The 24,119-nt window shown below is 59.8% G+C and carries 18 protein-coding genes and 3 tRNA genes; 5 read left to right on the top strand and 16 right to left on the bottom strand.

The window, feature by feature from the left end; all coding sequences use genetic code 11:
• Positions 1–18: 18 nt before the first annotated feature.
• From KEM63_RS09360 to KEM63_RS09400, 9 genes are all read right to left on the bottom strand, one after another.
• Entirely contained in the window at positions 19–1,911 is a 1,893-nt protein-coding gene (locus KEM63_RS09360; protein ID WP_223650986.1) for a SurA N-terminal domain-containing protein, read from the bottom strand.
• Between the two features lie 231 nt (positions 1,912–2,142).
• The gene (gene hupB, locus KEM63_RS09365; RefSeq protein ID WP_223650988.1) at positions 2,143–2,415 is read right to left on the bottom strand and encodes a nucleoid-associated protein HU-beta; all 273 of its coding nucleotides are present in this window, start codon (positions 2,413–2,415) and stop codon (positions 2,143–2,145) included.
• A gap of 203 nt (positions 2,416–2,618) precedes the next feature.
• Positions 2,619–5,024: an endopeptidase La gene (gene lon / locus KEM63_RS09370; RefSeq protein ID WP_223650990.1), complete on the bottom strand. Its 2,406-nt coding sequence runs from the start codon at positions 5,022–5,024 to the stop codon at positions 2,619–2,621.
• Positions 5,025–5,219: 195 nt separating this feature from the next.
• The gene (gene clpX, locus KEM63_RS09375; RefSeq protein ID WP_223650993.1) at positions 5,220–6,503 is read right to left on the bottom strand and encodes an ATP-dependent Clp protease ATP-binding subunit ClpX; all 1,284 of its coding nucleotides are present in this window, start codon (positions 6,501–6,503) and stop codon (positions 5,220–5,222) included.
• A gap of 162 nt (positions 6,504–6,665) precedes the next feature.
• Positions 6,666–7,307, bottom strand: a complete 642-nt coding sequence (clpP, locus tag KEM63_RS09380) for an ATP-dependent Clp endopeptidase proteolytic subunit ClpP (protein WP_223650995.1) — start codon at positions 7,305–7,307, stop codon at positions 6,666–6,668.
• An 88-nt stretch (positions 7,308–7,395) separates the two neighbouring features.
• Positions 7,396–8,739, bottom strand: a complete 1,344-nt coding sequence (gene tig / locus KEM63_RS09385; protein WP_223650997.1) for a trigger factor — start codon at positions 8,737–8,739, stop codon at positions 7,396–7,398.
• Positions 8,740–8,950: 211 nt separating this feature from the next.
• A tRNA-Leu gene (locus KEM63_RS09390) sits at positions 8,951–9,035 on the bottom strand.
• A gap of 63 nt (positions 9,036–9,098) precedes the next feature.
• Positions 9,099–9,174, bottom strand: a tRNA-His gene (locus tag KEM63_RS09395).
• A gap of 37 nt (positions 9,175–9,211) precedes the next feature.
• Positions 9,212–9,288 (bottom strand) — tRNA-Arg (locus KEM63_RS09400).
• Positions 9,289–9,564: 276 nt separating this feature from the next.
• Here KEM63_RS09400 and folD point away from each other — a divergent pair.
• A complete protein-coding gene (folD, locus tag KEM63_RS09405) occupies positions 9,565–10,419 on the top strand; it encodes a bifunctional methylenetetrahydrofolate dehydrogenase/methenyltetrahydrofolate cyclohydrolase FolD (protein WP_223650999.1) in 855 nt (284 codons plus the stop codon).
• A gap of 48 nt (positions 10,420–10,467) precedes the next feature.
• On the opposite strand, the gene KEM63_RS09410 is transcribed toward folD, so the two are convergent.
• The 6 genes from KEM63_RS09410 to KEM63_RS09435 form a co-directional block, all read right to left on the bottom strand.
• Entirely contained in the window at positions 10,468–11,256 is a 789-nt protein-coding gene (locus tag KEM63_RS09410; RefSeq protein WP_223651001.1) for an SDR family oxidoreductase, read from the bottom strand.
• A gap of 42 nt (positions 11,257–11,298) precedes the next feature.
• Positions 11,299–12,492, bottom strand: coding sequence for a 2-methylaconitate cis-trans isomerase PrpF (gene prpF / locus KEM63_RS09415; protein WP_223651003.1), 1,194 nt, complete (start codon positions 12,490–12,492; stop codon positions 11,299–11,301).
• A 72-nt stretch (positions 12,493–12,564) separates the two neighbouring features.
• Positions 12,565–15,159, bottom strand: a complete 2,595-nt coding sequence (acnD, locus tag KEM63_RS09420) for a Fe/S-dependent 2-methylisocitrate dehydratase AcnD (protein ID WP_223651008.1) — start codon at positions 15,157–15,159, stop codon at positions 12,565–12,567.
• Between the two features lie 234 nt (positions 15,160–15,393).
• Entirely contained in the window at positions 15,394–16,521 is a 1,128-nt protein-coding gene (gene prpC, locus KEM63_RS09425) for a bifunctional 2-methylcitrate synthase/citrate synthase (RefSeq protein WP_223651009.1), read from the bottom strand.
• 36 nt (positions 16,522–16,557) lie between these two features.
• On the bottom strand, positions 16,558–17,442 hold the full coding sequence (prpB, locus tag KEM63_RS09430; protein WP_223651011.1) for a methylisocitrate lyase: 885 nt from the start codon (positions 17,440–17,442) through the stop codon (positions 16,558–16,560).
• On the bottom strand, positions 17,442–18,149 hold the full coding sequence (locus tag KEM63_RS09435; RefSeq protein ID WP_223651013.1) for a GntR family transcriptional regulator: 708 nt from the start codon (positions 18,147–18,149) through the stop codon (positions 17,442–17,444). The genes prpB and KEM63_RS09435 overlap by 1 nt, the downstream gene beginning before the upstream one ends.
• A gap of 237 nt (positions 18,150–18,386) precedes the next feature.
• On the opposite strand from KEM63_RS09435, the gene rloB reads away from it, so the two are divergent.
• The 3 genes from rloB to pabB are packed head-to-tail and all read left to right on the top strand — an operon-like array spanning position 18,387 to position 22,288.
• The gene (rloB, locus tag KEM63_RS09440) at positions 18,387–19,916 is read left to right on the top strand and encodes an osmotic stress tolerance membrane protein RloB (protein WP_223651016.1); all 1,530 of its coding nucleotides are present in this window, start codon (positions 18,387–18,389) and stop codon (positions 19,914–19,916) included.
• A gap of 9 nt (positions 19,917–19,925) precedes the next feature.
• Positions 19,926–20,942 (top strand): alpha-L-glutamate ligase-like protein, encoded by a 1,017-nt coding sequence (locus KEM63_RS09445; RefSeq protein ID WP_223651018.1) that lies wholly within the window; start codon positions 19,926–19,928, stop codon positions 20,940–20,942.
• A gap of 17 nt (positions 20,943–20,959) precedes the next feature.
• On the top strand, positions 20,960–22,288 hold the full coding sequence (pabB, locus tag KEM63_RS09450) for an aminodeoxychorismate synthase component I (RefSeq protein ID WP_223651020.1): 1,329 nt from the start codon (positions 20,960–20,962) through the stop codon (positions 22,286–22,288).
• Positions 22,289–22,486: 198 nt separating this feature from the next.
• Here the strand turns inward: pabB and thrH are convergent, their stop codons facing one another.
• Positions 22,487–23,104: a bifunctional phosphoserine phosphatase/homoserine phosphotransferase ThrH gene (thrH, locus tag KEM63_RS09455; RefSeq protein WP_223651022.1), complete on the bottom strand. Its 618-nt coding sequence runs from the start codon at positions 23,102–23,104 to the stop codon at positions 22,487–22,489.
• Between the two features lie 202 nt (positions 23,105–23,306).
• On the opposite strand from thrH, the gene KEM63_RS09460 reads away from it, so the two are divergent.
• A complete protein-coding gene (locus KEM63_RS09460) occupies positions 23,307–24,041 on the top strand; it encodes a phosphoadenylyl-sulfate reductase (protein WP_223651024.1) in 735 nt (244 codons plus the stop codon).
• Positions 24,042–24,119: the final 78 nt, after the last annotated feature.

Below are 24,119 nucleotides of genomic sequence, written 5' to 3' on the forward strand. Positions count from 1 at the left end.
TCACCGGCTGCTGCTCGATCAGTAACGCTCTATCTCGGCCTGCTCGCGCAGGTGCTCCTGAACCGCGGAGAAGTCCTGGTCGCCGGTCTGACCGCTAACAAACTGCTGATACGCCTCGTTGCTGGCTTCCTCAGCTGCATCGATCGGCGTGGCTACCCCGGTGAGCCGAACCAGCCAACGTGAACCGTCAGTCTGACGCACCTGGCCATATACCTCCTCGTTCTCCGTAGGCCGAGGCAGTGCGAACACACTGCGCACAAGACCAGCGGGCAGAGAATTGGAGGAACGACCCACCGCCTCGTGGCGCTCCCAACTGGTGGAGAGTTGCTCAGCGACTGCCTGTTGATCCTGTTCGCCACTGCGCATCCGGGCTACGAGGGTCTCTGCAAGCTGCTCGGTCTCCTCGGTGGCCTTGCGATAACGAACAAGGTCCTCCACCTCCGCACGCACTTCGTCCAACGGGCGCTGGCGCGGTTGCTGATGATCCTTGACCCGCAATACCACGACGGTTTCCGCATCGAGCTCAATCGGCTGGCTGTTGCGCCCTTCGACCAGCACCTCCTCGTCAAACGCGGCCATCATGATTCGCGGGTTGGCAGTGATCCCCTCTCCTCCGGACCGCTCGACCGGACCGACGGTTTCGATTTCGAGGCCCAGCTCGCGCGCAGGCTGTTCAAGATCCGAGGACTCGTAGGCCAGATTGGCAAGCTCCTGCGTTGCCTCGACGAACCGCCGCTCCACCTGCTCGGTCTTCAGCTCTTCCACCAGACGCGGCCGCATTTCATCGAGTGATGGTACGTCGGGCGCCTTGGCTTCGGTCAGTTTGATCAGGTGATAACCGTAGGTCGTCAGCACCGGGTCGGAGACATCTCCGACGTCCAGCGCAAATAGTGCTTCGTCAAAGGCCTCATCGAAGTCGCCGCGTGCAGTGAAGCCCAGGTCTCCACCCTGACTGGCGCTGCCGGGATCGTCGGAGTGTTGCTCGGCCAGTGCGTCGAACTCGTCACCCTGCTCCAGCTGCTGACGAACCGCCTGTGCCTGTTCCAACGCTTCTTCTTCGGTAGTCTCGTCGTTCACCTCGAACAGGATGTGCGATGCGCGGCGCTGCTCGCTGAGATTGCCGATCTCGCGCTGATACAACGCTTCGAGCGCCTCTTCATCTACTGCAACCTCGTCGAAATAATCACTACGCGACAGCGTCAGCGTCTCCAGCACCACCTTCTCTGCGGTCATGAAGCGTTGCGTGTTCTCTTCATAATAGGCCTTGGCTTCCTCTTCGCTGACCTCGATGCCATCATTCTGCAACGGCACTTCAATCACCGAAAAGTCGCGGGTCTGGTTCTCCAGACGAGCAAGGCGCTCATTCTCTGCAGGCGTGGCGAACGCCGTTGCCTGGAACGCGTTGCGATACTGGGCGAGCAGCAGTTCCTGACGAACCAGATCACGGAACGCCATTCTCGAGCCCAGCCCCATATTGCGAATGGCAGCGTCGAACCGATTGGCATCGAATTCGCCATTTGCCTGGAAATCCGGTGTGGACAGAATGAGCTGGTCGATCATGCCCTCGGTGATCTGCAGATCCGCGCTCTGTGCTGCGTCGATCAACAGCGCTCGCTCGATCAGACTATCGAGCACTGAAGCACGCAGCAGATTTTCGTCGATCATGCTGGGGTCGATGTCGTTGCCCATCTGACGCATCTGCTCAACCAGCTGGCGACGCTGCAGCGATGCAGATTGCTCCAGCTCCGCCCGGGTGATGGTGATGTCGTTGACGTCGGCAGCCTTGTCTTCGTCGCTCGTGAAACGGCTGATCGACTCCCAGCCGGTCAAGGCGAATATCAGCACAATGACGCCGACGATCACCTTGGCGACCCAGCTCTGCGCATTGTCCCGCATTGTTTGCAGCATCATGCCCCCAAAATTGTCCGCCCTGCCCTGTGGCGGCGGTCCTGCTGTCTTGTATTAGCTCCGGAAACCGTCCGGAAACAAAAAAGGCGCATCGTAGTTGATGCGCCTTCTTGGGACTGACGGGCCGTGAACTCTCAGAAATCGGTCCGGATCTTCTGGAGATCCTGTGCCGGTGTTGGCTCCGGATACATCTGACCAACTTTCACGTCACACGCCCTTTCAGTCAGGGCGCAATCAGTTGACTGCGTCCTTCAGTGCCTTACCAGCCTTGAAACCGGGGATCTTGGCAGCACTGATCTCGATCGGGTTGCCAGTCTGCGGGTTACGGCCGGTACGAGCGGCGCGTTCCTTGACGGCGAAAGTACCGAAACCAACCAGAACAACCGAATCGCCATCCTTCAGAGCGCCAGTGATGGATTCGATGACGGCGTCAAGAGCACGACCGGCAGCAGCTTTCGGGATATCCGCGGATGCAGCGATGGCATCGATCAATTCAGACTTGTTCACTCTAAGTCCCCTTTATCCAATAAATGAGTTTGTTAGTCGTTATGTAAGCTTTTGGTCTTAAGCAAAGCTGTAGCCAGTCAGCATACCTGCTTGGGTCGAAGCACGCTTTATATCAAGGGCCCAAAAACCATGTCAAGGAATGCTTATGCCCCGGCGGTCAAATCAGAAAGCCCTCTCACCTGCGGATTTGACCGGCGTCACATTCAGTGCGTGCTGATTCGCTCCTTAGCGTCAGCATCGCGATTGTCATCCTTTGCAGCCATCTCTTCAACCCTTTCCTGCAATGGCTCCGGGGCGTATTGCAGCGCAATCTGCAACACTTCGTCAATCCATTTGACCGGTTTGATGTCCAGGTCCTTCTTGATGTTCTCGGGAATTTCCTTGAGGTCCCGCACGTTGTCATGCGGAATGACTACAGTACGAATCCCGCCACGGTGTGCAGCCAGCAGTTTTTCCTTCAGCCCGCCGATGGGAAGGACCTGTCCGCGCAAGGTTATCTCCCCGGTCATCGCGACCTCGGCACGCACCGGTATGTTGGTCAATGCCGAGACCAGAGCGGTACACATGCCGACACCGGCGCTGGGGCCATCCTTCGGCGTGGCGCCCTCGGGAACGTGGATATGCAGGTCGTGCTTCTCATGGAAGTCTGCAGCAATGCCAAGGCTGGCGGCACGGCTACGCACGACCGTGAGCGCCGCGCTGATGGACTCCTGCATAACGTCGCCGAGCGACCCGGTCTTGATCTGGCGGCCCTTGCCCGGGACGGCAACGGCCTCCAGGTGCAACAATTCACCGCCAACCTGCGTCCAGGCCAGACCCGTCACCTGGCCGACCTGATCCGACTCTTCGGCCAGGCCGTACTTGAACTTGCGAACGCCGAGGAATTCTTCGATGAGGGGCTCGTTGAGGACAACCGGCTCAGCTTTACCCTTGCCCTTGCCGACCTGCTGCTTGACCACCTTGCGACAGAGCTTGGCGATCTGCCGCTCGAGGCCCCGTACGCCAGCCTCGCGTGTGTAATAGCGAATGATCGACCGGATCGAGTCTCCGTCGAATACCAGCTCGTCCTTCTTCAACCCGTTATTCTTGACCTGCTTGGGCACCAGATACCGCTGGGCGATGTTGACCTTTTCGTCCTCCGTGTACCCCGGTATCCGGATGACCTCCATGCGGTCAAGCAGCGGCGCGGGAATATTCATAGAGTTCGACGTGCAGATGAACATCACGTCCGACAGATCGTAATCCACTTCAAGATAGTGGTCGTTGAAGGCGTGATTCTGCTCGGGATCGAGCACCTCCAGCAGCGCCGACGACGGGTCGCCTCGCATGTCCTGCCCCATCTTGTCGATCTCGTCGAGCAGGAACAGCGGGTTGCGGACCCCGGCCTTGGTCATTTTCTGAATCAATTTGCCCGGCAAGGAACCGATGTAGGTCCGACGATGCCCGCGAATTTCGGCCTCGTCGCGTACCCCGCCCAGAGCCATGCGCACAAACTTGCGGTTGGTGGCCCGCGCAAGCGACTCACCCAGTGAGGTCTTGCCCACGCCGGGTGGTCCAACCAGGCATAGAACCGGACCCTTGAGCTTGCGAACACGCTTTTGCACGGCGAGGTATTCCAGAATCCGCTCCTTTACCTCGTCGAGGCCATAGTGATCGGCCTCCAGAACCTGCTCGGCATGATCGAGGTCGTTGCGGACCTTGCTGGCCTTTTTCCAGGGAACATTGCTCAGCCAGTCGATATAGGAACGAACGACCGTGGCTTCCGCCGACATCGGTGACATCATCTTGAGCTTGTTGAGCTCTGCCATGGCCTTCGCCTGCGCTTCCTCGGACATGCCGGCGTCATCGATCTTCTTCTTCAGATCTTCCAGCTCGCCGCCGCTGTCATCAAGCCCGCCCATTTCCTTCTGAATGGCTTTCATCTGCTCATTGAGGTAGTACTCGCGTTGGCTGCGCTCCATCTGCTTCTTGACCCGCCCACGGATACGCTTTTCCACCTGCAACAGGTCGATCTCTCCGTCCAGCACACCGAGGACGTGTTCGACTCTCTCTCGCAGCGGCAGGATCTCCAGGATTTCCTGCTTCTGCTCAAGCTTGAGCGTGAGGTGCGCGGCCATGGTGTCAACCAGACGGCTCGGCTCCTCGATACTCGACAGGGACGAAACCACCTCCGCTGGCACCTTCTTGCCCAACTGTACGAATTGCTCGAACTGGCTCATGAGACTGCGAACCAGCACTTCGCCTTCGCGTTCATCCAGGGCCGCTTCGCTGAGCAATTCGGCGGAAGCCAACTGATAGCCATCTTCTTCACGCATGCTAGCGATGCGCGCGCGCTGCTCGCCTTCCACCAACACCTTGACGGTCCCATCGGGCAGCTTGAGTAACTGCAGGATCGTCGCAACGGTACCCAAGCCATAGAGCTCCGCGCGCCCGGGGTCGTCGTCAGCTGGATTGCGCTGAGCGACCAGCAGAACCTGCTTGTCGCCGGACATGGCCGCCTCGAGGGCCTCGATGGACCGTTCCCGGCCGACGAAGAGAGGAATGACCATGTGGGGGTAGACCACCACATCGCGCAGGGGGAGTAAGGGAAAGTCGCTGGGAGTCGTCATGGCAGGAACTCGCTCGCAGGGGGTGTCACGCTCGCGCACACCCGTAATAGAAATGTTCTTGGATCAAAGATGGGGGCAGTGGGGACAAAAAACAAGCCGCCTCACATGCTGCAACACAACGTGGAACACCTGGGCAGACAAAACACGACAGTCGTCAGCGCGGCCGAGGCCGCGCTGACGGGACAGCGGAGCGAATCAGTCTTCCGGAATAGCCTTGGGCGGCTGCTCCATTGATTCATAGATCATCAGCGGCTTGGCGTCACCATTGATCACGTTCTCATCGATTACAACCTTGCTGACGTGTTCTGCCGACGGAATCTCGTACATGGTATCGAGCAGGACGTTTTCGAGAATGGAGCGCAATCCACGGGCGCCCGTCTTGCGTTCCAGCGCCTTGTGCGCAACCGCTTTCAGCGCGTCGGGGCGGAATTCCAGTTCGACGTCTTCCATTTCGAACAACTTCGCGTACTGCTTGGTGAGCGAGTTTTTCGGCTCGGTCAGAATCTGCATCAGCGCGGCTTCATCCAGCTCGTCAAGCGTCGCGATAACCGGAAGGCGCCCGACGAACTCCGGAATCAGACCGAAACGCACCAGATCCTCCGGCTCAACGTCCTTCAGCGCTTCACCGACCTTCTTCCCCTCGTCCTTGCTACGGACAGACGCGTTGAAACCGATGCCGCTCTTCTCGGAACGGTCGCGGATGACCTTTTCCAGACCGGCAAAGGCCCCACCACAGATGAACAGGATGTTGCGCGTATCGACCTGCAGGAACTCCTGCTGCGGATGCTTGCGGCCACCCTGCGGCGGCACCGATGCCACGGTGCCCTCAATCAGCTTCAGCAAGGCCTGCTGAACGCCCTCACCCGACACGTCACGCGTGATCGAGGGGTTGTCCGACTTGCGCGAGATCTTGTCGATTTCGTCGATATAGACGATACCCATCTGCGCCTTTTCAACATCGTAGTCGCACTTCTGCAACAGCTTCTGGATGATGTTCTCGACATCTTCACCGACATAGCCAGCTTCGGTCAGCGTAGTCGCATCAGCGATGGTGAAAGGCACGTTGAGCAGACGGGCCAGCGTCTCGGCCAGCAGCGTCTTGCCTGAACCGGTAGGACCAATGACCAGGATATTGCTCTTGCCGAGTTCAACCTCGTCCTTGCCTTCACGCTGATTAAGGCGCTTGTAATGGTTGTACACGGCAACCGACAGAATTTTTTTCGCGCGCAGCTGGCCGATGACGTACTGATCCAGAATGCCGCTGATTTCCTTTGGCGAAGGCAGCTTGTGCCCGCTGGTTTCGGCCTGGCTGTCCTGCACTTCCTCACGAATGATGTCGTTGCACAGGTCAACACACTCGTCACAGATAAACACGGAGGGGCCGGCAATCAGCTTGCGCACTTCATGCTGGCTCTTGCCGCAGAAGGAGCAATACAGCAGCTTGCCGCTATCGTCACCCTTCCCAGTCATATCGGTCATTGAAAACCCCTACTTACAGTCGCTCTTGAAACAAAGATGAAGGCATATGCGCCGGTTTGCAAGCTCGACCCAGTCAATGCGGCCCGCTTTCCAACGCTGAAAAGCGGGAAAACAGGGGCCTCGCGGTGCGCGGCCCCCATGTCAGACGATGGACGGTATCGGTCAGCCGAGCACCGCTCGGTTGTCCAGAACACGATCGATCAAACCATATTCGACACCCTCGGTCGCGCTCAGGAAGCGATCCCGATCAGTATCACGAGCGATCACATCAAGTGGTTGGCCAGTGTGGTGTGCCATGATCTGATTCAGACGCTCGCGGATGAAGAGAATCTCGCGCGCATGAATCTCGATGTCCGAAGCCTGGCCCTGGAAGCCGCCCAGCGGCTGGTGAATCATCAGGCGCGAATGCGGCAGACTGAAACGCTTGCCCGCGGTACCGCCGGTCAGCAGGAACGCACCCATGCTGCAGGCCTGACCGATGCACAGGGTGCTGACGTCCGGCTTGATGAACTGCATGGTGTCGTAGATCGCCATCCCGGCAGTGACCGACCCGCCCGGCGAGTTGATGTACAGGTGAATATCCTTGTCAGGATTTTCCGACTCGAGGAAGAGCAACTGCGCCACGACCAGATTGGCCATGTAGTCCTCGACCTGACCCACCAGAAAGATCACCCGCTCCTTGAGCAGGCGCGAGTAGATGTCGTAGGAGCGCTCGCCCCGCGCAGACTGCTCAACAACCATTGGAACCAGACCACCTGCAGCCTGAATATCCGGCGGAAACTGGGTAAAGCTGTTATGGGTCATGGATTGATGTCACTCCGATTAGCCTGTCGCAGAAACACGAGAGCCAGCCCGAAGGCTGGCTCATGCGCTGCGTAATTGAGCGACGAGATTACTCGTCAGCGCTGCTTTCCGCCTCGCCACCCTGTGCCCCAGCGGGCTGGGCAGGCTTGACGGCGTCTTCGTAGGCAACCTGCTTATCAGTTACCTTAGCCTTCTGCAACACAGTATCCACCACTTGCTCTTCCAGCACAACCGACTGAATTTCCGCCAGTTGCTGCTCGTTCTGGTAGTACCAATTGATCACCTGCTGCGGTTCCTGGTAAGCAGAAGCCAGGTCCTCAACCATGCTGCGTACGCGATCATTGTCCGGCTTGATGTCGTTCTGCTTGACCACTTCGGCGACGATCAGACCCAGGCTGACACGGCGCTTGGCCTGTTCCTCGAACAGCTCAGCGGGCAATTGCTCGGGCTTGATATTGGCGCCGCCGAACTGCTGCACAGCCTGCTGACGCAGACGATCGATCTCGCTGCTGATCAGCGATTTCGGCACATCGACGTCATTGGTGGCCAGCAGACCGTCCATAACCTGGGTCTTGGTCTTGGACTTGATCGCCTGACGCAGTTCGCGCTCCATGTTCTTGCGAACTTCGGCGCGGAAACCTTCCAGGCCACCCTCTTCTACGCCGAACCGGGCGAAGAACTCATCGTTGAGTTCCGGCAGCGCCGGCTCTGCAACAGCATGGACCATGACCTCGAACTCCGCGGCCTTACCGGCGAGCTCAAGATTCTGGTAATCCTCGGGGAAGGTGACGCTCAGCGTACGGGATTCTCCGGCCTTCGCACCGACCAGGCCGTCTTCGAAGCCCGGGATCATGCGACCCGATCCGAGGACAATCTGAGTGTTGCTCGCGGTGCCGCCCTGGAATGCCTCGCCGTCGATACGACCGGTGAAATCGACAGTCAGCTGATCGCCGTCCTGTGCAGCACGGTCGACGTTTTCGAACGAGGTGTTCTGCTTGCGCAGGATGTCGAGCATCTTTTCGACGTCTGCATCAGTCACGTCCGATTCGACACGCTCGACCGAGATGGCGCTGAAATCAGCCAACTTGACTTCCGGATACACCTCGAAGGTGGCAACGTATTCGAAGTCCTTGCCTTCTTCAAGCTGCTTGGGCTCGACGCTTGGCGCGCCGGCAGGATTCAGCTTTTCCTGCATGACTGCTTCATAGAACGAGGACTGAATCACCTCACCAATCACTTCCTGACGCGCGGAGCCACCGAAACGCTTGCGGATGACGCTCATCGGCACCTTGCCGGGGCGGAAACCATCGACACGAGCACGGCTGGCGGTTTGCTGCAGACGCTTGTTGACTTCGTTTTCGATGCGCTCGGCAGGAATGCCAACAGTCATGCGGCGCTCAAGGCCGGAGGTGGTTTCAACCGAAACTTGCATGGATAGTCCTCGTTGAACAGAACAGAGTAATTGGGCGAATTCTAAAGGGACGACATTCTAGTCGCTTGCCATCCATAAGTCATCATCGCGACAATGCCCGCGCGAGCGTTATGTCGGCTAACGGCCACGGAGCGGCCTACAGAGGCGATGCGCAAGGACTGCAAGCATAGGGAGAAGCTAGGAAGCGTCGAGAAAACAGAGCACGAAAAGATGGTGCGGACGGAGAGACTCGAACTCTCACACCTTGCGGCGCCAGAACCTAAATCTGGTGTGTCTACCAATTCCACCACGTCCGCAACACGGTACTGCAGGGGTACTGAAAATGACAACGCCAGACCGAAGTCTGGCGTGCCGAGAAATGGGGTGGACGATGGGGATCGAACCCACGACACCAGGAGCCACAATCCTGTGCTCTACCGACTGAGCTACGCCCACCATTACTCTTGCTTCATGTTTCCAGACGATTGTGCCATGGCACGCCCGGCAGGACTCGAACCTGCGACCATCCGCTTAGAAGGCGGATGCTCTATCCAGCTGAGCTACGGGCGCCTTGAGCACATTCACGAATCCCGCAAGGGTATCTGAAAATGTCCGTCATGCAAGCCGAAGCCCGAATAGACGGTGAAGCTTGGTCGCCTTCCAAACCGGTATCGCTGTGTTTGTGAAGCGGGGCGAATCATACTCAGCCACTTCCGGCACGTCAACGGCGCATCCGCATTTTTTTTAGATATTTGAGGAAGTTATGCATCGAGCCGGCTGCACCCTTTTGCCTGTGCCCCCGCCATGCGACAATTCCCGCATTCTTTTGTCTGCGTCAGGAACCCAATGAACGCCAAACTCATCGATGGAAAGCAGATCGCCGCCAGCCTGCGCAAGGAGATCGCCGCACACGTCAGAGTCCGCCAGGATCAGGGCCTGCGGATACCCGGCCTGGCAGTGATTCTGGTGGGCCAGGACCCTGCCTCTCAGGTCTATGTCTCGCACAAGCGCAAGGATTGCGAGGAGGTAGGCTTTATTTCCCGGTCGCACGACCTGCCCGCGGACACCAGCCAGAACACACTTCTGGGTCTGATCGATGCGCTCAACGAGGATCCCGAGATCGACGGTATCCTGGTTCAACTGCCGCTTCCTGCGCATCTGGACGCTTCCCTGCTCCTCGAGCGTATCCGTCCGGACAAGGACGTTGACGGTTTCCACCCCTACAACATCGGCCGACTTGCCCAGCGCATGCCGCTGCTACGTCCCTGCACCCCGCTTGGCATCATGCGTCTGCTCAAGAGCACCGGCGTTGATCTCTACGGGCTGGACGCCACCGTTGTTGGCGCATCGAACATCGTCGGACGCCCTATGGCGCTGGAATTACTGCTTGGCGGCTGCACCACCACGGTCACGCACCGATTTACCCGAGATCTGGCAGATCACGTGCGTCGCTCGGATCTGGTGGTAGTGGCCGCGGGCAAACCGGGATTGGTCAAGGGTGAGTGGATCAAACCCGGCGCTATCGTCATCGACGTAGGCATCAATCGTATGGAAGACGGGCGGCTGTGCGGCGACGTGGAGTTTGCCCCAGCGGCGGAAAGGGCAGCGTGGATCACGCCCGTGCCGGGCGGTGTGGGCCCGATGACGCGCGCCTGTCTACTCGAGAACACGCTTCACGCGTGCGAACACTTGCACGATTGACGCCACGCGGGTGCCGGCCTCCGGCACCCTGCGCAAGCGCCTCAGCGGCTAGAGGTTCCCGGTGCTGCCGCCATCTACCGGCACGTTTACGCCGTTGATGAACGCCGCAGCCGGCGATGCAAGAAATCCAACCGCATTGGCGAACTCCTGCGGCTCAGCGAAGCGTCTGGCGGGGATACTCGCCAGCATGCCCGCAGTGACCTGTTCCACGCTGCGACCGGTTGTCTGAGCGATATGAGCTATCAGACTGTCCAGGCGAGCAGTACGGGTCAAGCCCGGCAGTACGTTGTTGACAGTAAGGCCCTCTGCAGCCAGTTCGCCTGCCAGGGTCTTGGCCCAGTTGGCGACAGCTGCTCGCATCGTGTTCGATACACCGAGATTGGCGATAGGCTGCTTCACCGAGGTCGACAACACGTTGACGATGCGACCGTAGCCAGCCTCGCGCATGCCGGGAAGCAGTTGCTGGAGCAGCGACTGCGCAGCTACCAGATGCTGAGTGAACGCCGCCGCGTAGGCTGTGGGGTCTGCGAGATGGGCGGGGCCTGGTGCAGGCCCGCCGGTATTGTTTATCCAGATATGGAACGCGCCGCCGCGATCGATTTCCTGCCGAACGGCATCAACCAGTGCAGCAGGGTCACTCGCATCCACCGCTATGAAGCCGTGACGCTGGCCCTGAGCGGCAGGAAGCTGCCGGCTCACTTCCCTGAGCTTGTCAGCCGTGCGCGCCAGCACCACAACTGTTGCGCCCTGACTGGCAAGCTGGTGGGCGCAAGCAGCTCCCAGCCCCTGGCTGGCGCCACACACCAGAGCGCGCCTGCCGCTAAGATCAAGATTCATTGCGAATACTCCAGGTCGAGATAATCGAAGGCCACAAGCCGATCAGAACGCGTCGCCAGGAATGCGCACCCACCCTTCCATCAGCACCCGCGCACTGCGGCTCATGCTTGCCTTGGTAACGGTCCAGACGCCGTCCTGCTCGATGGCCTGAGCGCCGACGCGCAGCGTCCCCGAAGGATGCCCGAAGCGCACCGATGCAGGCAGACCGCCGCCAGCGACCTGATTTACCAGCGTGCCGGGAATGGCTGCCGCGGTGCCGATTGCCACGGCAGCGGTTCCCATCATCGCGTGATGCAGCTTGCCCATGGACATCGCGCGTACCAGCAGATCAACCTCCGCTGCCTGCACCTGCTTGCCACTCGAGGAAACATAATCTGCCGGCGGAGCCACGAAAGCGACCTTGGGCGTGTGCTGACGCTTGAGCGCCTCATCGATATGCCTGAACAGGCCCATGCGAACGGCGCCATAGGCACGGATCTTTTCTAGGCGCGCCAGCGCCGCCGTGTCGCCATTGACGGCTTCCTGCAATTCGGTCCCGCTGTAGCCAATTTCTTCGGCGCTGACGAAGATTGTGGGAATGCCGGCATTGATCATGGTCGCCTTCAGGGTACCGACGTCCGGCACCTCCAGGTCATCCATGAGGTTGCCGGTTGGAAACATCGAACCACCGCCCTCGCCTTCCCCCTCGTCGGCCGGATCGACAAACTCTATTTGCACCTCGGCCGCCGGATAGGTCACCCCGTCCAACTCGAAATCACCGGTTTCCTGTACCTCGCCGTCGGTGATCGGGACATGCGCGATAATGGTCTTGCGGATGTTCGCCTGCCAGATGCGCACCGTCGCCAGGCCGTTGTGCGGTACGCGCGAGGCATCGACCATCCCGGAGGCGATCGCGAACGGACCCACCGCAGACGACAGGTTTCCGCAGTTGCCGCTCCAGTCGACAAAGGCGCTATCGATGGACACCTGGCCGAACAGGTAATCGACGTCATGGTCGGGCTGGCTGCTGCGGCTGACGATCACCGTCTTGCTGGTACTGGACGTGGCCCCGCCCATCCCGTCGATCTGTTTGGCGTACGGATCCGGGCTGCCGATGACGCGCATGAGCAGGTTATCCCGCGCCTGACCCGGTACCCGGGCGCGCTCGGGCAGGTCTTCCAGTCGGAAGAATACGCCTTTGCTCGTGCCACCGCGCATGTAGGTGGCGGGAATGCGAATCTGGGGTGCGTGAGGCATGAATCCTATCCTCTGTTGATGCGTGAGTTGGCCTGGCCGCAGAGTCGTCCGCCGGCCAGGCCTGGTTGCGCCTCAGGCTTGCGCCTCGGCTTCGAGGAAGTCGTTGGCAAAGCGCTGCAGCACACCACCGGCGTTATAGATGGACACCTCTTCCGCTGTATCCAGTCGACAGGTCACCGGTACTTCTACTCGCTCGCCGTTCTTGCGGTTGATTACCAGGGTAAGTTCCGCGCGCGGAGTGCGGTCGCCCAGTACGTCGAATACTTCAGTACCGTCGATATCCAGTGTCTTGCGAGTCGTGCCCGGCTTGAACTCCAGCGGCAACACGCCCATGCCAATCAGATTGGTACGATGAATGCGCTCGAACCCCTCTGCGGCGATCGCTTCGACACCAGCCAGCCGAACACCCTTGGCCGCCCAATCACGCGAAGAACCCTGACCATAGTCTGCCCCGGCAATAATGATCAGCGGTTGCTTGCGCTCCATATAGGTCTCGATGGCTTCCCACATGCGCGTGACCTTGCCTTCCGGCTCGATGCGCGCCAGCGAGCCCTGTTTCACCTTGCCGTGCTCGTCCATCACCATCTCATTGAGCAACTTCGGATTGGCGAAGGTCGCTCGCTGGGCAGTGAGGTGGTCGCCGCGGTGGGTTGCATAGGAGTTGAAGTCCTCTTCCGGCAGACCCATTTTGTGCAGGTACTCGCCCGCGGCGCTGTCCATCAGGATCGCGTTCGACGGTGAGAGATGATCGGTGGTGATATTGTCGCCCAGCACCGCCAGCGGCCTCATGCCCTTGAGGGAGCGTTCACCAGCCAGCGCTCCTTCCCAGTATGGCGGGCGGCGAATATATGTACTCATCGGACGCCATTCGTAGAGCGGCTCCACGATATTGCTGGTGTCACGGTGAATATCGAACATCGGGATATACACCTGACGGAAATGCTCAGGCTTGACCGATGCCTTCACCACCGCGTCGATCTCTTCATCGGTCGGCCAGATATCCTTCAGGCGGATTTCGCGGCCATCCGCCACGCCGAGCACATCCTTCTCGATATCGAAGCGAATGGTCCCGGCGATCGAATAGGCGATGACCAGCGGCGGCGAAGCGAGGAACGCCTGCTTGGCGTAGGGATGAATCCGCCCGTCGAAGTTGCGGTTGCCAGACAGGACGGCGGTGGCATACAGGTCGCGGTCCAGAATTTCTTTCTGGATATCGGGATCCAGCGCGCCGGACATGCCGTTACAAGTGGTGCAGGCGAAGGCGACGATGCCGAACCCGAGCTTTTCCAGTTCATCGGTCAGGCCCGCCTCGTCCAGATACAGCTGCACGGCTTTCGAACCGGGTGCCAGGGAAGACTTGACCCAGGGCTTACGGGTCAGGCCGAGCTCGTTGGCCTTGCGTGCGAGGAGACCTGCAGCGATCACGTTACGCGGATTACTGGTGTTGGTGCAGCTGGTTACCGCAGCAATGATGACCGCGCCGTCAGGCATTTCGCCGTCTGTTTCGTCCCACTTGCCGGCGATGCCGCGCGCAGCCAGGTCGCTTGTGGCGACACGGGCGTGCGGGTTGGAAGGTCCTGCCATGTTGCGCACGACGCTGGACAGATCAAAGCGCAACATCCGCTCGTAGCGAGCACCTTTCAAGCTGTCGGCCCAGAGGCCGGTGTGCCTGGCATAGGTCTCGACCAGCTTGATCTGCTCTTCTTCGCGACCGGTCAGACGCAGGTAGTCGATGGTTTGCTGATCGATGAAGAACATCGCCGCCGTGGCGCCGTATTCCGGCGCCATGTTGGAAATAGTGGCCCGGTCGCCGAGGGTCAGCGACGCGGCACCTTCACCACAGAACTCGAGATAATCACCGACGACCTTTTCCTTGCGCAGATACTCGGTCAGCGCCAACACGATATCGGTTGCGGTGATGCCCGGCTGTGGCCGGCCGGTCAACTCGACGCCGGTGATGTCCGGCAGTCGCATCCAGGACGCGCGGCCGAGCATGACGCTTTCAGCCTCCAGCCCGCCTACACCGATGGCGATGACGCCGAGCGAGTCGACATGCGGGGTGTGACTGTCAGTACCGACGCAGGTGTCCGGAAAGGCGACGCCATCGCGCGCCTGAATGACAGGTGACATCTTTTCCAGGTTGATCTGGTGCATGATGCCGTTGCCCGGGGGGATCACATCGACGTTCTCGAAGGCGTACTTGGTCCAGTCGATGAAATGGAAGCGGTCTTCGTTACGGCGATCTTCGATCGCGCGATTCTTCTCGAATGCCTGCGGATCGAAGCCGCCGCATTCGACTGCCAGTGAATGGTCAACGATCAGTTGAACCGGCACCACCGGATTGACCTTCGCCGGGTCACCGCCCCGCTCGGCAATGGCATCGCGCAGCCCCGCCAGGTCAACCAGCGCGGTCTGGCCCAGGATGTCGTGACACACCACCCGTGCCGGGTACCAGGGAAAGTCCAGGTCGCGGCGGCGTTCGATGAGCTGCTTGAGCGATTCGGTCAGCGTGGCCGGATCGCAGCGGCGCACAAGGTTCTCCGCGAGTACGCGCGAGGTGTACGGCAAACCGTCATAGGCGCCGGGTTCGATGGCTTCAACCGCCTCTCGGGTATCGAAGTAGTCCAGGTCTGTGCCTGGGAGCTTCTTGCGGTATTCAGTGTTCATGGTTTATCAGGCTCATCAGGTCGTTGAGAGACAGCTGCCTAGGAGCGCTGCTCTAAAATAAGGGTTCCGAGACGTCGAAGCTGCACGCTGCGTTGGGTGGCGTTGTCGATCGACTGTTTCAGACCGGCGATGCCCAGGGATGGGCATCGCCGAGCGTACAGGGACGTATCCACAGCGTGTCTGGAACAGGCGGTCGGCAACGCCACCTGACTCCAATCTCACCGACGCCAGCCTTTAGCGCTTTTCGATCGGCTCGACCGCACGCATCTCCGGCCCGGTATATTCGGCGCTCGGACGAATGATGCGGTTGTCTGCGCGCTGCTCCATCACGTGCGCAGCCCAGCCAGTCAGGCGGCTCATCACGAAGATCGGGGTGAACAGCTTGGTCGGGATGCCCATGAAATGGTAGGCCGAGGCATGGAAGAAGTCGGCGTTGCAGAACAGCTTCTTTTCACGCCACATGACTTCTTCGCAGCGAACCGAAACCGGGTACAACACGGTGTCACCAACATCCTGGGCGAGCTTTTCCGACCACTGCTTGATGATCTCGTTACGCGGGTCCGAGGTGCTGTAGATCGCATGACCGAAGCCCATGATCTTTTCCTTGCGCTGCAACATGCCCATCATTTCCTCTTCGGCATGTTCCGGGCTCTTGAAGCGCTCGATCATGTCCATCGCCGCCTCGTTGGCACCGCCGTGCAGCGGCCCGCGCAGGGAGCCGATGGCGCCCGTTACGCAGCTGTGCATGTCCGAGAGCGTCGAGGCGCAGACGCGCGCTGTGAAGGTCGACGCGTTGAATTCATGCTCTGCATAGAGAATCAGCGAAACGTGCATCACCTTTTCGTGAAGCGCGCTGGGCTTTTCACCACGCAGCATGTGCAGGAAATGACCGCCGATCGAATCATCATCGGTGTTCTCGTCGATCCGCACGCCATCATGGCTGAAGCGATACCAGTAACAGATAATCGACGGGAACACTGCGAGCAGGCGGTCGGTCGCGTCTTGCTGCTGACTGAAATCCGCTTCGGTCTCAAGGTTGCCGAGCATCGACGCGCCGGTGCGCATGACGTCCATCGGGTGAGCATCCTTAGGGATGCGTTCGAGCACTTCCTTGAGCGCCTGCGGCAGCGTGCGCAGCGATTTGAGCTTTGCCTTGTAGCTATCGAGTTCAGCCTGGTTCGGCAGTTGACCCTTGAGAATCAGATAGGCCACTTCCTCGAACTGGCAGGTCTCGGCTAGGTCCTTCACGTCGTAACCGCGATATGTCAGGCCCGAGCCCGACTTGCCAACGGTCGACAACGCGGTCTTGCCAGCGACCTGGCCGCGCAGACCTGCCCCGCTGAGTACTTTTGCTTCTGCCATGTTCATTCTCCTTGCAAAGAGGTGGGCCGTGCCCGCTCAGGATTTTTTCTGCGCGAACAGTGCGTCGAGCTTCTGTTCGTAATCGTGATAGTCGATCCGATCGTACAGCTCCATTCGGGTCTGCATGGTGTCGATCACATTCTTCTGCGTTCCGTCGCGGCGGATCGCGGTGTAGACGTTCTCCGCGGCCTTGTTCATGGCGCGGAACGCCGACAGCGGATACAGCACCAGCGAGACGTCGGCCGAGGCGAGCTCGTCGGTCGTATATAAAGGAGTGGAGCCGAATTCGGTGATGTTTGCCAGAATCGGCGCTTTCACGCGGTCAGCAAAGGTCCTGTACATGTCGAGTTCGGTGATCGCCTCAGGGAACACCATATCGGCACCGGCTTCCACACAGGCGGCAGCGCGGTCGAGTGCTGCATTGAGTCCTTCGACTGCGAGCGCATCGGTACGTGCCATGATGACGAAGCTATCATCGGTCCGGGCATCGACGGCGGCCTTGATGCGATCGACCATCTCCTGCTGGGAGACGATCTCCTTATTGGGGCGGTGCCCGCAGCGCTTGGCGCCGACCTGATCCTCGATATGCATCGCCGCCGCACCGAACTTGATCATCGACTTCACCGTACGCGCCACGTTGAAGGCGCTGGAGCCAAAGCCGGTATCGACGTCGACGAGCAGTGGCAGGTCGCAGACGTCGGTAATGCGACGCACGTCCGTGAGCACATCGTCCAACCCGGAAATCCCCAGATCGGGCAGGCCCAGCGAGCCGGCGGCCACGCCGCCTCCGGAAAGGTAGATCGCCCTGAAACCGGCGCGCTTGGCGAGAAGTGCGTGGTTGGCGTTGATGGCGCCCACCACCTGCAAGGGATGTTCTTCGGCAACCGCATCGCGGAAGCGTTGGCCCGGGGTCTTTGACATCAGCAATGTCCTCCTGAGGAAAGCGATGGGTCATCCTGCTCCAGCAGGCGACGCTCGATGTTGCGGCGCGATGCGCTGATATGCCGGCGCATGAGCATTTCCGCGAGTTCGCCATCGCGATCGGCGATGGCTTCGATGATTCGGTGATGTTCGGCGAAAGCCTGTTGCGGACGCTTGGGCGTCGACGAGAACCTGTAGCGGTACATCCGCACCAGGTGATAGAGGTCACCACAGAGCATGTCGCTCAAGGTGCGATTCTTGCTGCCCTGGATAATAAGATAATGCAGGTCTAGATCACCTTCCTGCTGATAATAGGACTGATTCGCCCGAAGCCCGCTATGCTGTTCATGTTCGGCCAGCACAGTGCGCAGGCCGACAATTTCATCATCCGTCATGTTTTGCGCGGCGAGCCGACAGGCCATGCCTTCAAGCGCCTCGCGGACATGGTACAGCTCGATGAGTTCTTCGTATGACAATGACACGACCCGGACGCCGGCGTGCGGGATACGCACTACCAGTCGACGGCCCTCCAGTCGCCGAATCGCCTCGCGCAGAGGTCCGCGGCCGATACCGAACGTGCTGCTCAGGAACTGCTCGCTGATGCGCGCGCCTGGAGGAATGTCGCCTTGCACGATCGCCGTCTGGATGCGTTCGAAGGCGCCATCCGACAGCGTCTGTGAGGTAACAAGCTGGGCCGAATCTGCCAATTGTCGACAACCTCTGGGTATTAGCGGGACCGCCACCGGGAAATCAGCGCAAAGGATGCGCGGCCCGCCAGTGGATTGTCAACAATGTCCTTGTTCGACTTTGGTAAAACCCTTCGATCGAGATTCCCACAGTCACTACGAGGCGGCAATGCAACATGCTAATATGCCGCCCTGTTGCGCTTCGTGCTGCCAGGACGTCACGCACGCGCACTGCCTAAAACCGTTGCCGAGAACAATATGCAATCGATCAACCTGCACCTGAAGATTCTGATCGCCCTGATGGTGAGTCTGGGCCTGCTGATTACTGGCTACCAGATCTACATTCTGGAGATCCCGCTTACCGAGGACGAGACGGACAACATCTGGAGTCTCGATGCCCGGCTTGAATTTCAGGCAACGGCCGGTGTGCCGGTCAAGGCTCAGCTGTTCATTCCACCGCTGAATCAGGATTACACCGCGCTCAACGAAAGCTTCATCTCGAACAATTACGGCGTCAGCATCAACCAGGTGGACGGCAACCGCCGGGTAACCTGGTCGGCCCGACGTTCCAGCGGCACCCAGGCGCTGTACTACCGCCTCGTCCTGACACAGCGCTACAGCACCGAAAAGCCGCAGGTGCCGCCGCTCGCTCCCCGCGAGCCGATCGAGCTGGAGGGGCCCGAACAGATCGCGGCCGACGCCTTGATCAGCCCCATTCGCCAGCACTCGGCTGACATCGAAACATTCATTACCGAAGCGATTCGCCGCGTCAACGACACCACCGACGACAATGTCCGCCTGTTGCTTGGCGGGGACACCTCGCCGATGGGCAAGGCGCGGGTCATCGACGTGCTGCTATCCAACGCGCGCATTCCGCTTGAACTGGTCCACACCGTTCGCCTGGAGCCGCTGGCCAACCAGGAGCCCGAGCTCTGGCTGCGTAGCCACAACGGTGAAAACTGGCTGTATTTCCACCCGGAAACAGGACAGCAGGGTATCCCCGACAACCGGTTGGTGTGGTGGGTCGGCCCGCAGCCGATGTTTGCCATCGATGGCGGCCGTCGCGGTCAGCTCAATATCACTATCAACAACAGCGAAATGAACGCGCTGCGCCTGGCGCAGATGACCACCGAGAACAGCTCGAACGCGCTGCTCGAATATTCCCTCTACGGTCTGCCGCTGCACGCACAGCAGGTCTACCGCGTGATGATCATGATTCCGATTGGCGTCCTGGTCATTCTGGTACTGCGCAATCTCATCGGCATTCAGACGCTGGGTACCTTTACCCCGGTTCTGATTTCGCTGGCATTTCGTGAGACTCAGGTGGGCTGGGGCATTGCCCTCTTCACCTTGATTACCGCGTTGGGCCTGTCGCTGCGCTCGTATCTCGAGCATCTGAAACTGCAGATGCTGCCGCGCCTGTCCATCGTCCTGACCTTCGTTGTGATCATCATCGCGGTGATCAGTCTGTTCAGCCATAAGCTAGGCATCGAACGTGCCCTGTCAGTGTCGCTGTTCCCGATGGTGATCCTGACCATGACCATCGAACGTCTCTCGATCAACTGGGAGGAGCGTGGCGGCGCCGCATCGTTCAAGGTAGCGGTTGGCACCATCATCGCGGCCACCCTGGCGCATCTGCTGATGACCATTCCGGAACTGGCGTACTTCGTGTTCACCTTCCCGGCGATTCTGCTGGTACTGGTGGGCTTCATGCTCGCCATGGGCCGCTACCGCGGCTACCGCCTGACCGAACTGATGCGCTTCAAGGCGCTGACCAAACAGGGCTGAGGAGACAACATGTTTCTGTGGAAGACCTGGAAGGCTCTGAGTGCGGCTGGCGTAATGGGCATCAACCGCCGCAACGCGGACTATGTGCTCAAGTACAACAAGCGGCACCTCTATCCGGTCGTGGACGACAAGATCCTGACCAAGGAGCGTGCCATTGCCGCCGGCATTCATGTGCCGGACCTGTACGGCATCATTGAAACCGAAAAGGGCATCGACGATCTCGAAAAGATCGTCGCGCCCTACCGCGACTTCGTCATCAAGCCGGCCCAGGGTGCCGGTGGTGACGGCATCATGGTAATCGGCGATCGCTTCGAAGGGCGCTACAAGACCGTGTCAGGGAAAATCATCAGCCACGAAGAAATCGAGCACCATGTCTCGAGCATTCTTTCAGGGCTGTTTTCCCTCGGCGGTCACCGTGATCGCGCTCTGATCGAGTACCGCGTGACGCCCGATCCGATCTTCAAGAGCATCAGCTACGAAGGCGTGCCGGATATCCGCATCATCGTGCTCATGGGCTACCCGGTCATGGCCATGCTGCGTCTGCCCACGCGTCAGTCGGGCGGCAAGGCAAACCTGCACCAGGGAGCAATCGGTGTAGGTGTGGATCTGGCGACGGGACTGACGTTGAAGGGCACCTGGCTGAACAGCAAGATCACCAAGCACCCCGATACCACCAATCCCGTTGATGGTGTGCAGTTACCGGACTGGGACGGGTTCATGCTCCTGGCGACCCGTTGCTATGAGCTGTCTGGCCTGGGTTACATCGGCGTCGACCTTGTTCTAGATCAGGACAAGGGCCCGCTGATCCTGGAGCTCAACGCCCGTCCAGGCCTGAACATCCAGATCGCCAATGATGACGGACTGACAAAGCGCTGCCACATCGTCGAGCATCACATCGCCGCATTGAAGAAAGCGGGACGTACCGAGTCACCCGAAGAGCGGATGGCCTTTTCGCAGAAGCATTTCGCTGCAGCGATCGAGCCCGCTCCCCAGGCAGACGCCCCTGTCGAGCCGACTGCGGAGTAAGCCGCTCCGCCTGCCCCATGCACTACACCCTTACCGAGCTGCCCTATGCTGTCGATCCGCTCCCGCGGCTCGACAGCGTTCGGCCCCTTGGTTATCCCATACTGCTGGATTCGGCTGCGGGCCCTGCCCCGTTCAGCCGCTACAGCATCCTCTGCGCAGGCCCCTCGGAGCGGATTGAACCGCTGCCGGACGAGTCGGGCGAACAGACACTGCATCGCATCAGAGTTGCGCTGTACGACCTCGGTGCGCCGACGTGGCCGGGAGGCATCGATCTGCCGTTCGGGGCAGGTGCAGTCGGATACCTTGCCTACGATTTCGCCAGGCGGCTGGAACGACTCCCACATCAGGCCAGCCTGGACGTCGACTTCCCTGACCTGGGGTTGGGGATCTACCTGTGGAGCGTCGTCAGTGACCACCTGCTGCGAAAATGCTGGTTGGTCGCCCATCCGGCGCTGCCGGTGGACACTCATCACACCGTACTGGAGCGACTGCGCGGTACTGATCAGGATCTTCAGCCGTTTGCGTTGGCATCAGCCTTCGCTGCCGATCAACCGCAGCACCAATACCGCGCGGCGTTCGAGCGTATTCAGAGCTATATTCATGCGGGAGACTGCTATCAGATAAACCTCGCACAGCGTTTCCGGGCCCAGTGCGAGGGCGATTCGCTTGGTGCGTATGCGCGTCTGCGCAAGGCCTGCCCCACCCCGTTCTCCGCCTATATGGAGCTCGCCGCAGGCAGCGTCATGAGCCTGTCTCCCGAGCGATTTCTGCAGTTACGCGACGGCGTCGTGGAGACACGGCCGATCAAGGGCACTCGCCCGCGAGGCCGCGCACGGAACGAAGACGAGATGCTGGCTCGACAGCTTCAGGAGAGCGCGAAGGACCGAGCGGAAAACGTGATGATCGTCGATTTGCTACGCAACGATCTGAGCAAGACCTGCAGTCCTGGCAGCGTGAGGGTGCCGGAGTTGTTCGCGGTTGAAAGCTATCCCAACGTGCATCATCTGGTGAGCAGCGTCCGTGGTCAGCTTGCGCCAGGTGAGGATGCCCTGAGCTTACTGGCAGGGGCATTCCCTGGCGGCTCGATTACCGGTGCGCCGAAGATCCGCGCGATGCAGATTATCGAAGAGCTTGAGCCGGTTCGCCGCAGCCTCTACTGCGGCAGCATCGGTTACATCGGATGCGAAGGTCAGATGGACATGAACATCGCCATCCGCACACTGCTGCGGCAGGGCGACGAGCTGTTTCTCTGGGGCGGAGGTGGGATCGTCGCCGACTCGGAAATGGATTCCGAATATCAGGAGACGTTGACCAAGGTCAGGATGCTGATGGAGGCGTTGGGCTGAAGGCTGGAGGCTGGAGGCTGGAGGCTGGAGGCTGGAGGCTGGAGGCTGGAGGCTGGACAATCATGAGCTTCGCAAGGAGCGAGTCAAGCACCGCTTATGCTGAGCTCTCGATCTACCCCTTCCAGCCTTTAGCCTTTAGCCTTCAGCCCCTAAACCGATAACAACCTTCCGGTCCTGACCTCCCCTTGGCCGCCCCGCTTACAGGCTCAACGGCCTATTCGACGCCTTGATGAACTCCTGCTTGAGCTCCTCGAACGTATGCACCGCCGGGAACTGCGGGAACTCCGCGATAACGTTGTCCGGTGCATGGAAGAGGATGCCGGCATGGGCCTCGGACAACATCGTGGTGTCGTTGTAGGAGTCGCCGGCAGCGATGATCCGGTAATACAGGCTCTTGAGCGCAATTACGGATTGACGCTTGGGGTCCTTCTGGCGCAATTGATAATCGACGACGCGATCGGTTTCATCGGTAATCAGGCGATGGCACAGCAGCGTGGGAAAGCCCAGCTGCCGCATGAGCGGCTGGGAAAACTCGTAGAAGGTATCTGACAGGATCACCACCTGGAAGCGCTCGCGGAGCCAATTGACGAACTCGACGGCACCATCAAGGGGCTTGAGCGTACCGATCACCTCCTGAATGTCCGACAGCTTCAGACCATGCTCGTCGAGGATTCGCAGGCGCTGCTTCATCAGCACATCGTAGTCCGGGATGTCGCGCGTGGTCGCCCGCAGCTCGGCAATACCGGTTTTTTCGGCGAAGGCGATCCAGATTTCCGGAACCAGTACACCCTCGAGATCAAGGCAAGCGATTTCCACAGTCGACACTCCTGAAACGTCGGTTCGAATTGCGCGACAATCTACCGGCATAGGCGTCAGGGCGCAATGCCGTCCGCGCCGCGGACTACGCCAGAAAGGCATAACAATATGAATAAATAAAAGCGGATGTGCTAAGGCAGCTTTGTTAGACTCTCGCGCAAACGGCAGCCCACGTAGCTCGCCATAGAACGGAGATAGCCTGATGCCAATCGATTCCCTCGACGTGCCCCGCCTGGCCGAAGAGTACGCCGGCAAGTCGCCTCAGCAGATACTGCAGCTGGCGATGGAACACTACGATGATCTGTGGATATCCTTCAGCGGCGCGGACGATATCGTTGTGCTGGATATGGCCTGGAAGATCAACCCCGATGTGAAGGTCTTTACGCTCGACACCGGGCGACTGCACGCTGAGACCTACCGCTTTCTGGAAACCGTGCGCAAACACTACAAACTCTCACTGCAGGTTCTGTCCCCGGACCGTGACGTGCTGGACGAGTATGTGAGAAAGAAGGGCCTGTTCGACTTTTACGAAAGCGGGCACGGCGAATGCTGCGGGATCCGCAAGATCGAACCGCTGCGCCGCAAACTCGCCACCGTCGATGCGTGGGTAACCGGCCAGCGCCGAGACCAGAGTCCGGGCACCCGTAGCCACGTGCCGGTCATCGAAGTCGACGCCGGCTTCAGCGGTCCGGGCAAGACCCTGATGAAGTTCAATCCGCTGGCCAACTACACCAGCGAAGACATCTGGAACTACATCCGCATGCTGGAGATTCCATATAACCCGCTGCATGAGCGTGGGTTCGTCAGCATCGGTTGCGAGCCATGCACCCGCCCTGTCCTGCCCAACCAGCACGAGCGCGAGGGACGCTGGTGGTGGGAGGAAGCGACGCAGAAGGAATGCGGGCTGCACGCGGGAAATCTTATCGCCAAAGGGTGAAAGCTGAAAGCTGAAAGCTGAAAGCTGGAGGCTGGAGGCTGAACGGAAACCGAGACGGCGTGCTGCAGAAATGCACCG

The organism is Halopseudomonas nanhaiensis (genome assembly GCF_020025155.1).
Taxonomy (GTDB): Bacteria; Pseudomonadota; Gammaproteobacteria; order Pseudomonadales; family Pseudomonadaceae; genus Halopseudomonas; species Halopseudomonas nanhaiensis.